At 71.9% G+C, this 12005-nt stretch carries 9 protein-coding genes and 1 other RNA gene; 8 read left to right on the plus strand and 2 right to left on the minus strand.

Translation table 11 applies throughout. From position 1 onward, the window contains the following. Positions 1-94: 94 nt before the first annotated feature. Positions 95-1306, plus strand: a complete 1212-nt coding sequence (locus tag WMF29_RS40730) for a serine/threonine-protein kinase (RefSeq protein ID WP_437325471.1) — start codon at positions 95-97, stop codon at positions 1304-1306. Positions 1307-1373: 67 nt separating this feature from the next. Here WMF29_RS40730 and WMF29_RS40735 read toward each other — a convergent pair whose 3' ends face one another. Together WMF29_RS40735 and WMF29_RS40740 are read right to left on the minus strand one after the other, a co-directional pair. Further along, positions 1374-2072 carry a hypothetical protein gene (locus tag WMF29_RS40735; protein WP_437325472.1) on the minus strand — a complete coding sequence of 233 codons (699 nt, stop codon included), beginning with the start codon at positions 2070-2072 and terminating at the stop codon, positions 1374-1376. Positions 2073-2192: 120 nt separating this feature from the next. Beyond that, positions 2193-3293 carry a DUF362 domain-containing protein gene (locus tag WMF29_RS40740; RefSeq protein WP_437325473.1) on the minus strand — a complete coding sequence of 367 codons (1101 nt, stop codon included), beginning with the start codon at positions 3291-3293 and terminating at the stop codon, positions 2193-2195. A gap of 324 nt (positions 3294-3617) precedes the next feature. Between WMF29_RS40740 and WMF29_RS40745 the strand changes: the two genes are divergently transcribed. The 7 genes from WMF29_RS40745 to WMF29_RS40775 all read left to right on the plus strand — a co-directional run bounded on the left by WMF29_RS40745 (position 3618) and on the right by WMF29_RS40775 (position 11933). After that, positions 3618-4232, plus strand: coding sequence for a ComEA family DNA-binding protein (locus tag WMF29_RS40745; RefSeq protein WP_437325474.1), 615 nt, complete (start codon positions 3618-3620; stop codon positions 4230-4232). A gap of 332 nt (positions 4233-4564) precedes the next feature. Further along, positions 4565-6052 (plus strand): UDP-N-acetylmuramate--L-alanine ligase, encoded by a 1488-nt coding sequence (locus WMF29_RS40750; protein WP_437325475.1) that lies wholly within the window; start codon positions 4565-4567, stop codon positions 6050-6052. Beyond that, entirely contained in the window at positions 6049-6936 is an 888-nt protein-coding gene (locus WMF29_RS40755) for an inositol monophosphatase family protein (RefSeq protein ID WP_437325476.1), read from the plus strand. Before WMF29_RS40750 ends, WMF29_RS40755 begins: the two co-directional genes overlap by 4 nt. Positions 6937-7239: 303 nt before the next feature. Beyond that, positions 7240-7432, plus strand: a non-coding RNA gene (gene ssrS / locus WMF29_RS40760) — 6S RNA. A gap of 277 nt (positions 7433-7709) precedes the next feature. Continuing rightward, entirely contained in the window at positions 7710-8552 is an 843-nt protein-coding gene (locus WMF29_RS40765) for a hypothetical protein (protein ID WP_437325477.1), read from the plus strand. 3 nt (positions 8553-8555) lie between these two features. Next, complete coding sequence (locus WMF29_RS40770) at positions 8556-10319, plus strand: MXAN_5187 family protein (protein WP_437325478.1); 1764 nt, start codon at positions 8556-8558, stop codon at positions 10317-10319. Between the two features lie 42 nt (positions 10320-10361). After that, positions 10362-11933, plus strand: coding sequence for an OmpP1/FadL family transporter (locus WMF29_RS40775; protein ID WP_437325479.1), 1572 nt, complete (start codon positions 10362-10364; stop codon positions 11931-11933). Positions 11934-12005: the final 72 nt, after the last annotated feature.

Genomic DNA, 12005 nt, shown 5'->3' on the forward strand with positions numbered 1-12005 from the left:
CCTTCGACAGGAATCGGGTGATCACTTGTCCCAGGCTAGAGCAGTGGGTGGCAGGTGCGGAGCCATGAAGGAGACTGCTGAAGGTCGTGCCGTGATGGACAAGTACCGTCTCGAGCGCAGGCTCGGAGGCGGTGGGATGGGTGATCTGTGGCTGGGCTTCGATATCAAGCTCAGGCGGCGGGTCGTCATCAAGTTCATCCGCAGCTTCGCGGCGACGGAGCCCGAGCTCATCGCCCGCTTCGAGCGCGAGGCCCGCGCGTCCGCGCGTGTCCGGAGCCCCTACGTCATCGAGACCTACGATTACGGCGTCGATCGCGGCTGCGCGTTCATCGTGATGGAGTACCTCGAGGGAGAGGACCTGAATCGCCGCCTCGAACGCGAGGAGCGGATCCCGCTCGCGCAGGCGACGACCTTGTTCACGCAGCTCGGCAAGGCCCTCGACGCGATCCACGCCGCGGGGGTGATCCACCGGGATCTGAAGCCGGGGAACATCTTCATCACGTCTTCGGCCGGCGACGATCTGGTCAAGGTCCTCGATTTCGGCGTCGCGAAGTCGTCCTGCTCTCGCGATCGGATCACGAAGACGGGCATGGTCCTCGGGACGCCCAGGTACATGAGCCCCGAGCAGACCATGGCGCCCAGGCAGGTCGATTACAGGAGCGATCTCTGGTCGATGGCGGTGATCCTTTACCGCGCGATCACCGGCCAGTGTCCTTTCGCGGGCGCCAACATCAATGAGCTGGTCAGGCACATCTGCCAGACGTCGTTCCCGAAGGCGTCCGAGCTCGCGCCGGAGCTCCCGCCCGGGATCGACGCGTTCTTCGCCCGGACGTTCGAGTTCGAGCCCGAGGCGCGGTTCCAGTCGGGCAAGGAGATGATGGAAGCGTTCTCCGCGATCGTGCAGGCGCCGGCCTCCCTGCCATCGTCGGAGTCGCTGCGAGCGATCCCCGTCCCGCCGCCGTCCGAGCGGAGCGCGATCGTGAAGCGGAGCGCGATAGGCGCGGTCGCGGCCCCGCTCCGCTGCACGATGGATGATCAGACGACCATGGCCGCCATGCTGGCGACGCCTGCGAACGATCTCGGCAGCACCACGGCGACGGACGCGGCCGTCGAGCCCGCCTCCGCCTCGTGCGACCGGCAGAGCGAGGTCGTGCTGGACAGCCGCGTCCTTCCGCCGCTGCGGGTCCCCTGGATGGTCGCCGTCGGCCTGCTCATCGCGGCCGCCTGCGTCGTTGGCCACAGCGTGGCCCAGGGCGCGCCGTGGTCGCTCGAGGCCGCGGAGAGCCCGGCGCCCACGGGACCTTGATCTCGAGGGGCGCCGCGACGCCGCCGTGGCGCTCGCATCACGGGCCATCGCCAGCGCGTCGGCGCCGCTACCGCGCGCTGGTCGTGGGCGCCTCGGTGATACCGGACGTCCACTTGAGCTTCGGGGCGCCCTCGTCGATCCAGCGGTCGCGCACCCGGCGCGCGAGCTCGGGGTGCTGGGTCGACTTCACGGCCATCGCGGCCACGAGGCATGTCCCCGGCCACGACTCGTAGACGGCGATCGCTCCGACGTACTCGTCGCTCACGAGCACCGAGTCGACGCTGCCCTCGAGGACCTTGAACACGAGCGGCCGCACCTCGCCGTCGATCTCCTGCGTCGTGCGGATGATCTGCGCCTCCCCGAGCCGCACGCCATAACCGTCGGCGAGCGGCGCGTTCTTCGCCCAGAACTCGTCGAGGCAGCTGTCCGGGTCGCTCGGCCCCGAGGTGGTCGTGTACACGACCGACAGGGCGGCGTAGTGCTCGTCGCCGTACCGGAAGGTCGCGCGCGTCGGGTAGGTCAAGACCCGCACCCTGCGCCAGCTCTTCCAGTCGACAAGCGGTACGTCGAGCGTGTTGAACCGGTCCTGCCGCCTGCCCCACGGCTCGGCCAGCAGCCGCTCTAGCGCGGCCCGCTCCGGGTCTGCCGCGTCGCCCCCCGGGTTCTCGCGGGTGACCGAAGCCGGCGTGGGAGGCAACCCCGGCGGCCTCGTCGGGGGGGTGCTGCTGCAGGCGACGACCGCGAGGGACGCGACGAGCGGGACCACCGGCGCGGCCCTCCGGCGTGTGGACGAGCGCGCAGTCGACCTGGAGCAGGACATGAGCAACACGAGCCTCGGCGAGCGGCCTCATCGACGGCGGTCACGCGGGCGGATCCCGCGGCGCCGCTACAATCCGACCTCGCGCATCGCGATTTTATTCTTGTCGAAGACGCCCAGACCGAGCTCGCCCGCGATGCGGATGTACGAGGGTTCACGGCTCGCCTCTTTCAGCGTGGGCAGCCCGTTCTCCTTGCGCCACGCCTCGATCACGCCCCAGCCGATCACGTCCATCGCGACCGGATCGGTCGTGGCGTAGACCGACTCGTGGAGGACACGCCGCTTCGGGTTCTTGTCGAGCGGGCCCTGGTCGTAGATGAGCTTGAAGCCGTCCGTGATGTGCAGGCGGACACGGCTCTTCACGACGTCCTGCCCGTAGAGCTCCGCGATCTGCGGACTCGCGGTGTGCTCATGGAAGGAGTGCGGGTTGATCGTCGTGCCATGGGTGATGTTCTTGAGGCAGCCGGTATAGCCGCAGATCGAGTGGTCCTTGATCAACGAGACGTTGATCACCGCGGTCGCCTCGGTGAACGGGCGCACGAACTTGGTGGGGATGCCGCAGACCGAGATGCTCGGCATCACCGCGTCCTTGTTCTCGTGAACCGCGGCGCGGATCCCGGCCGGGAACTCGGCAGCAGGCTTGGCGCTGCGGTCGGCGCAGCGGGTGCCGGCGAGGAAGGACGGGTACTGCTCGAAGATCTCCACGTTCTCCGCGGGGACGCCCGCCGCGATCACCCCGCGCACGATCTCGAGCACGAGCTCCTTGTTGGTGGCCATGGTCGCCCCCTTCTGGCCGGCGATCCCGTTGGTCTTGATCGCCACGCGGTCGTCCTTGTGGACGAACCGCGCGAAGGCGGCCCCGAGGTCCGCCTTTCCGGTGAGCTCGGCCATGGCCCGCTCGAGCATCACCTTCGCCGCGGACGCGTCGGGCCAGAGGCCGTTCGGCTGCATCGAGTTCGACTTCGTGACCTTCACGATCTTCCCCGGAATGGAGAGCGGTGTGAAGCCGGGGGGCGGCGTGGCCGCGAGGCTCAGGGGCTCCTCGGCGAACGCCGCGCGCGAGCCGAGGAGCGCGGCGCCCGCGGCGCCGGCGACGAGCCCGCCGAGGAAGCCTCGGCGCGAGCGCCCCGCGGGGCCGGGATCAACGAAGCGACGGGGATCGTGGGGCATAAGACCTCGTGGTGAGCGCCTTGCGGCGGTGGTGGATGCCGCCGGTCGCGGGGCGCCCGGGGCGGTGATGGTAGCCGAGCTTCTCGCTCGAGACACGGCGCTCGGCCGCCCGCCGGCGAGGTCGACCGCGCCGCGCCGGCCGCGCCGCGCGCCTCCGCCATGGCGGCGCCAGGCCCCGGAGCGCCTGGCACCAGGGATTTGCTCGGGTTTCCAGGCAAGCGCGCGCCGGCACGCCGTTCGCCAGGCGACCACGCCGAGGAGACGAACGCCGCTCGCTTGTGCGCGGAGGGCGACGTCCTTGGCATGGGAAGGAGACGCGGAACGATGCAAACGACATCGAAGGGGACGGGCTCGCACGCCGGGCCGGCAGATGCAGTGCAGGACGACGAGGTGTGTCGCCCGTGGCGAGAGCGAGCGCTGGCAGCGCTGAGGGACTCGGCCTGGACCGCGCTGGGCGGCAAGGTCGCGGCCTACGTTGCGGGGTTCTTCGCGCTGGCGCTCGTGGGCTCCGGGCATGCGCTGAGCCTGCTCCCGGCCCGCCCGGCCAACCCGGGCCGCCCGGCAGACCCGACCGCAGGGCTGGCGATGGTCGCCGGCGATCCAGCGCCGCTCGGCTCCGCGGTAAGCCCCCCGCCCCAGGCCACCTCCGAGCCGGCCGCCGATGCGGGGGCTGCGGCGGTAGAGCCGCCGCCGCCCAGCGATGGCGGGGCGGGCGCTCCCGCTGGCGTGACCGCAGACGGAAAGGTCGTGCTGAACCTCGCGACCGAGGCGGACCTCATGCGCCTTCCGGGCGTCGGTCCAGCGAAGGCGGCCGCGATCCTGGCGCTCCGCGCCAAGCTCAAGCGCTTCCGGAAGGTCGATGACCTGCTCCGGGTCAAGGGGCTGGGCCGGCGGTCGCTGAAGCGGCTGAGGCCGCTCGTGCTCGTCGATCCGCCTTGACGCTGGACGCGAGCCGCAGCGCAGCGGCCCGCTCGCCCTTTCGGCGGCCCACTCGCCTTTTCGGTCGAACCACCTTTTCCGTCGAGCCGCCTTTTCGGTCGAGCCGTCCAGACAAGGAGTCTGCAAGGGCCGGTAAACGCGCCGAGCGCGAGATGTCGAGTCACGGGGAGCTCGCTGTCTTCGGTATCCGTCTCCCCGCAACGAGGTTGCGCGCGCGACTCCAGGCATCGCGGGCGTGGCGCGCGGCGACTCCCTGGGACCGGCGCGGTCTGGCGAGCTCTCGCGCGGATGCCCCCTTGCCCCCCCGGGGCGCTCGGGCACACTGCGCCGCGATGCACGTCCACTTCGTCGCCGTCTCGGGCACCGGCATGGGTGCGCTGGCGGGGCTCTTCAAGGCCGCGGGGCACGACGTCTCGGGCTCCGACGTCTCGTTCTACCCGCCCATGGGGCCGGCCCTCGAGCGGTGGGGCATCCGCCTCCTGACCGGGTTCGATCCCGCGCACCTCGACCCCCGGCCCGATCTCGTCGTGATCGGCAACGTCTGCCGCCCGACGAACCCCGAGGCCCGCGCCGCGATCGACGGAGGCATGCGGGTGACCACGATGGCGCACGCGCTCGCGGATCACATGCTCGCCGGCCGCTCCCCGCTCGTCGTGGCCGGCACGCACGGCAAGACGACGACGAGCTCGATGTGCGCGTGGATCCTCCACGAGGCGGGCAGGGACCCTGGCTTCCTCATCGGCGGCCTGCCGAAGAACTTCGAGGCGAGCTTCCGCCTGCCCCGGAGCGCCTCCTCGGCGAGCGACCGCCGCGGCCTGCCGCTCCTCGGCGAGGCGGGCGCGGGTCGCCGCAGGACGCCGTTCGTCGTCGAAGGCGACGAGTACGACACCGCCTTCTTCGAGAAGACGCCGAAGTTCTGGCACTACCAGCCCGAGGTGGGGGTCGTCACGTCGATGGAGCACGATCACATCGACATCTACCCCGACGCCGCGTCCTACGAGGCAGCGTTCCGCGGGTTCGTCGAGCGGATCCCGGAGACCGGGCTCCTCGTGGCGGCGGCGCACGATCCGCGGGTCGTCGAGGTGGTGTCGCGCTCGGCGCGCGCAGAGGTCGCGTGGTTCGCGCTCGAGGGCGACGACACGCACGGGCAGCCGCCGCACTGGCTCGCCGCGCCCGCGGAGGCCGGCGAGAGCGGCCAGTCGTTCGATCTGTACGCCGGCGGCGTCCTGGCCGGGCGCTTCGCCCTGCAGATGCCGGGGCACCACAACGTGCGCAACGCCATCGCCGCGATCGCGGCCGCGGCGCAGGGCTTCGGCGTGCCGCTCTCGACCGCGACCACGGCGCTCGCCGGCTTCACGGGCGTCCGGCGCCGGCAGGACCTCCTCTTCGAGGCGCGCGGGGTCCGCGTCTACGACGACTTCGCGCACCACCCGACCGCGGTGGACGAGACGCTGCGCGCGCTCCGGTCCAGGCACCCGGGAGGCGCGCTGTGGGCGGTGTTCGAGCCGCGCAGCGCGACCGCGTGCCGCGCCCTCCACCAGGAGCCCTACGCGCGCGCGTTCGACGCGGCCGACCGCGTCGTGCTGGCGCCGCTCGGGCGCCCCGACATCGCCGCCGGCGAGCGGCTCGATCTCGACAGGCTGGTGCACGACCTCGAGCGCGGGGGCAAGCGCGCGGAGGCGGCGGGCTCGGTGGACGCGATCGTCGCAGCGATCGCGCGCGACGCGCGGGAGGGCGACACGATCGCGCTCCTCTCCAACGGGGCGTTCGGCGGCATCTACGAGAAGCTCCGCGGCGCGCTGTCGGCGGGGGCGCGATGAGCGGGCGCGGATCAGCCGAGCTGCTCGAGCTCTCCGCGATCGCGCTGCGCGTCGCCGAGGAGGCAGCGGCGCTCGTCCTGGCCGGGTTCCGGGCAGGGCCGCGCGGCCTGCACGTGGAGGAGAAGGGGCCGCACGACCTCGTGACCGAGTTCGACCGGGCGAGCGAGGACCTGCTCGTCGCGCGGCTCAACGCGCTCACGCCCGGCGTCGCCGTCGTCGGCGAGGAGCAGAGCGCCGCGCGCCGCGAGGAGCCGCGCGGCGGGCTCGTCTGGTACGTCGATCCGCTCGATGGCACGACGAACTTCGTCCACGGCCACCCGTTCTGGTGCGTGTCCGTCGGCCTGATGGATGACGACGTGCCCGTCGCCGGCGCCGTCGTCGCGCCCGCGCTCGGGCTTCGCTGGACGGGCTTCCGGCCGCGCGAACCAGGCCCGCGCGACGCCGCTCGCGCGCCGGTGAGCACGGCGGCGATCGACGGAGAGGCGCGCCGCAACGGCGAGCGATGCACGGTCAGCGCCACGGCGTCGCTGCAGCGCGCGATGGTGGCGACCGGCTTCCCGCCGATCCGCGACCGGGCGCCGGACAACAACTTCGACGCCTTCATGACCGTCAAGCGCAACGCTCAGGCCGTGCGTCGTTGCGGCAGCGCGGCCATCGATCTCTGCATGGTCGCGGACGGAACCTACGATGCGTACTGGGAGCGCCGGTTGTATGCGTGGGACGTCGCCGCCGGAAGCGCGATCGTGCGCGGCGCGGGCGGCGTCATCACCGCGCTCGACGGCGGTGCGCCGAACTACCCTACAGGCAACATCGTGGCGTCGAACGGCCTCGTCCATGCCGCCATCGTCGCGCTGTTCTCTCACCCGGGCCCGCCGACCTGCTAGGCGCCGGCCAGCTCGGGGCTACCCGTACGCCATCAGGCTCTCATGCCTGACCCGTGAATGACTCGCGGGCGAATCGAGCGAGATCCGTGCGCGATTCATGCATGACCCGTGCGAGGCGAGGCGAGCGACGTGAACCGCGAGCGACGTGCGGCGCGCGCCGCGCGACGAGTGGCGAACGGCGAGCGTCAAGAGTCAAGAGCGTCAAACGTCAGACGACGAGCGCGCCCATCAAAACATGAGCAAAACATGAGGACGTGCGGAAGAGCGGTTGACGGAGCCGCCCAGTGAACTATCCTATGGTTGTTCCCTCTGCCGACTTCGTGAGGCGCTGGACGATTGAATCCCGAGTAAGCAAGAACCAGGGAGCCAACAACGATACCGTGGTGAGCTAGGCCCGGAACCATTCACCGGGAAGCCTGAAGCGGTACTTAGGCTCCCACCTAGCAGCTATGCTAGGGGTTCAAGTCCTTCGGCCCACGTCCTCGGCGGTACGGAACATCTCTCTCCTGCGGGCCGTCCAAGCGGCCCGCAGTTTTTTGATGTCCTCGACATGCGCCCGGCGGCCGGCGCAGCGCGGCGTCACCTGACGGCGGGGGGTACCCCGCCTGGGCGCGGCGCTCGCGGCGCTCGCGGCATGGAGCGCGGCTCGAAACAAGGCCGAGCACACCGCACAAGGAACGGGGAGCCCGGGGGGCGGCTCAGGCGGGGCACGCGGAGCACGGCCCGGCTTTTGTTTCCGTTCTCATCCCCCTTCCGGTAGCTTCGGGCCTGCGATGGATACGAGATCCCCTCGATCTGCAGGTGCGCAGCACGGCGAGCAGCGCCCGCTCGTCGGCGCAGCGCGGTTTGGGTCGTCAGGCCACCTCGCGCGCCGCCTCCCCGGCGGCTCGCGCTTCGTCCGGCGCCTGGCCTTGACGCTCGCGATCCTCACCGTGCCCGGCGCCGCCCTGGCAGCGGTGACGATCAAGGGCCGGACCACGGGCATGCCCAAGCTCCTGAACCCGGTCTGGAACGAGGCCAAGGACCCGAAGACGAACCGGTACACCTTCCGCGAGCCGTCCCCGACCGTCCGCGCCGATGTCCGCGCGCTCTTCGGCTACGCGCCGAAGGAGCTGTGCATCGCCGCGCTCGGCGAGAAGGGCGCGCCGCTCAAGACGCCGCGATCGATCGTCATCGCGGGCGGCCGCACCTCCCCGGTGACGGTCGTCGTCGCCGAGGGCCAGCAGATCCAGTTCGAGAACCAGGACCCGTTCCCGCACAAGATCTACGACGTCGGCAACAAGGGGCTCCAGCCGGTCGAGATCGCCGCGGCCAAGACCCGCGCCTGGACGCCGCCAGGCCCCGGCAAATACGAGCTCCGCGACCAGCTCGCCCCGAGCGTCCGGTCGTGGATCGTCGTCGAGCCGAAGGCGGTGGCCATCGCCTACCCGGATCGCCAGGGCAACTTCGCCATGGAGATCGAGGCCGGCACGTACACGCTGCAGGGCTACTTCAACGGCGAGCCGGTCGGGAAGGCCATCGAGGCGATCGTGAAGCCCGGGCCGGACGAGCAGTTCATCAAAGACGCGGTCGTCGTGGGCGAGACCGGCGGACCGAGCGCGGAGGCTGGAAAGTAGGCCATGCTGCTGTCGCGTTTCTGGTACGGGGTGCTCGCGCTCGCGCTCGGCGCCGCGGTCTTCGTCCTCTTCGTCGCCGCGCAGCTGTACAACCGCTCGAGCCACCGCGCGATGAGCGAGGCGCTCAGCGCCGACTCCAGCGCGGTCGAGTGGTTCCTCAACGACGACGCCAGGAAGCGCTCGAGCGCGCTCATCCGGGTCGCGCTGAACCCGGCCCTGCGGACCGCGCTGGCCAAGTCGTCGACCGAGGCCAAGCCCGGCGCCGAGCTGCGCGAGAAGGCCCGCACCGCGCTGCGCACCGCGACCGCGGAGGTGCCCCCGGAGCTCAAGTTCGATCACGTGTGGGCCGTCGACGCGGCCGGGCGGGTGATCGCGTCGGTGGACTTCGAGCACCGCGAGGACTGGGAGCTCGGCGGCTACCCGCTGGTCGCCGACGCCCTCCACGGCTGGATCCGCGATGACGCGTGGGTCTGGAAGGGCCGCATCCTCCGCGTCGTGGCGCGCCCCGTCGAGCAGGACGTCAACGGCGAGCCGGTGGGCGCCGTGATCGGCGCCAAGATCATCGACGACACCTTCGCCCGCGCCGTCACGAAGCGCACCGGCGCCGCCGTCGGCTTCTACGCCGAGGGGGCGCGCGTCGCCTCGGGCGCGCCCGAGGGGTTCGACAAGGCGAACCTCGACCAGATCACGCAGGATCTGAAGCTGCTCGACGACAACAAGGACTACGTCGAGAAGGGGCGCTCGGAGGTCCGCGTCATCGGCCAGCACCTCGGCGTCGTCTACGCGCGGCTGCCCGGCGAGGCGTGGGAGCTCGGCGCCGGCTACGCGGTCGGCCGCCTCGCGGCGTCGGTCGAGTCGCCGCTGAACTTCCTCGACAAGGCGAACAACGACGACAAGAGCGAGGTGCCCACGGTGCTGATCCTGGCGGGCGTCCTCGGCATGGCCGCGATCGGGCTGGTGCTCTCGTTCCTGGAGCACACGCGGCCGCTCCATGTCTTCCGCGGCGAGGCGGCGCGCTTCGCCAAGGGTGAGGTCGACGTGCTGGCGCCGAGCCGCTTCCGCGGCGCCTACCGGAAGATCGCGGCCGACATCAACGACGGCGTCGAGAAGGTGGCCGCGAAGGGCGGCGCGCCCCGGAAGGCCGCCGACCTCGAGCAGGTGCTCGGCCCGATCCCGACGCAGCCGGCGATGAGCGCGTTCTCGGTGCCGCTCGGCCCCGGCGAGCCGCGCCCCGACTCGCGCCCGTCCTACCCGAAGCCCATGGTGAGCCCGCGCGGCCCGACGCGGCGGCCCGGCTCGCACCCGCTCAGCGGCCCGCCGCCGGCCCGCGACTCCGTGGAGCCTGTCGAGGCGATCGAGGAGGTCTCGGACGCTGGGATGGCGATCTCCGCCCTCGAGCCCGCGAGCGCTCCCGGGCGCCCGCCGCCGCGGCGCCCGCCGCCGCCGCCGCCGCCCAGGGCGCCGGGGGCGCCTGCCGTGCCGAACCCGATCCCCGAGGCGGCGAGCGCGCCGGCAGCGCCTGCGCCGCAGCAGGACGGCGCGGGAGATCCGGACGAGCTCACCGAGTGGAACGCCGTCTACGAGGAGTTCCTGTCGGTGAAGCAGCAGTGCGGGGAGCCCACGAACGCGCTCACCTTCGAGAAGTTCAAGGGGACCCTGCAGCGCAACAAGGACGCGCTCGTGGCTCGCCACAACTGCTCGCGTGTTCGCTTCACGGTCTACGTGAAGGACGGCAAGGCGGCGCTCAAGGCGTCTCCGGTGAAGTGAGGCCGCGCGGCGGGGATCGCCGCGCGGCGGGGACGGGGGGTCATGAGACGAGGATCTGCCGGCGCCGCGGGCGCCGCGTTCGCTGCGATGGTGGCCGCCGGCGCCGCGCGCGCGTCGTCGGGGCTCGACTCGCCTGACATCGGGGTGCTCCAGCTCGGCCGCGGCGGGGCGTGGGTCGCGCGGGCGGACGATCCGCTCGCCGCGTACTTCAACCCGGCGGGGCTCGCCGCGCAGCGGAGCGGCGCCCACGGCGGCGTCCACTTCATCCAGCTGGCCCAGTGCTTCACGAGGCTCGGCCCCGGCGGCCGCCCCGTCCCGCCGAGCGCCACGACGGCGATCCCGGCGCCCGGCAGCGACGGCGGCCCCGACCCCGAGGTGTGCGCCGAGGGCGGCCTGTTCCCGAACCCGCAGCTCGCGGCGACCCTGCGCTTGAGCGACGCGCTCGCCCTCGGCGTCGCGGTGCTCGGCCCGCACGGCGTCGGCGAGCGGGCGTGGCCGGAGTCGCTCCGGTACACGCACCCGAGCTTCGGCGATATGACGCAGCCGTCGCCCCAGCGGTACCTGCTCACGTCGCTCGACGCCCTGATGTTGATGCCCACGCTGTCGGTCGGCTTCACCCCCGCGGAGGGGGTCTCGCTCGGCGCCGGCTTCATCTGGGGCACGGCGGCCATCGATTTCGTCAATTTCAGCGAGGCCCTCTCGGGCGAAGGCGGCGACGACTTCAAGGCGCACGGCGATCTGCGCACGCGCGCGAAGGCGACCGACCTCTTCATCCCAGGCTTCGTCCTCGGCGCGCGCTGGGCGGCGGCGGCTCACCTCGACCTGGGCGCATGGTTCAAGTGGCAGGACGCCGTGCGCGCGAAGACCGATCTCACCATCGAGTCTCGCTACTGGACGCCGGCAGGGGCGAAGGACGAGGACCCCTGCAAGGGCGAGGCGCCGAAGTGCAACGTCACCGAGGAGCAGAACGCCGGCGATCTCACGATGCGGATCCCCATGGAGGCGAAGCTCGGCCTCCGGTACCACAGGCCTCGCGCCGGCGCGCGGAGCGCGGCGAGCGCGCGCCGCGCCTCCGCCGCCGAGCCCCGCGTCCGCGACCCGATGGCGGATGACGTCTTCGATGTGGAGCTCGACTTCACCTGGGCCAACAACAGCGCGGTCGACGCGATCGAGGTCCGGTTCCGCGAGGGCATCCCCGTCCGCGGCACGAGCGTGGGCACGGTGCCTCCCAACGCCGACGTCCCGCACCGCTGGCGAGACGTCCTGGGGGTCCGGCTCGGCGGCGATTACGTCGTGCTCCCGAGCCTCCTCGCGCTGCGCGCCGGCGGCTTCTTCGAGAACAAGGGGCAGGACGACGCCGATCTGAACCTCGACTTCCACCTCGGCTACCGGATCGGCGTCGGGGCCGGCGTGACCGCGCGGGTCGGCCCGGTCGACATTTCGGCCGCGTTTCAGCACACGTCGTTCGGTGCGCTGGACAACGGCGGGAACGGGCGCCTCAAGGCCGTATCCGGCGCTGCGCTGAGCGGCTACCGCAGCATCCAGAGCGTCAACGGCGGCCGCTTCGAGAGCAGCCTGGACGAGTTCGGTCTGAGCGGAACCATGCGCTTCTGAGCGGGCGGCTGCTCGGGCGCGGCTCCGGCGTGCCTCCGGTGTGCCTCCGGTGTGCCTCCGGTGTGGATGACC

The sequence above is a fragment of the Sorangium sp. So ce381 genome (assembly GCF_051473845.1).
GTDB classification, from domain to species: Bacteria; Myxococcota_A; Polyangia; order Polyangiales; family Polyangiaceae; genus Sorangium; species Sorangium atrum.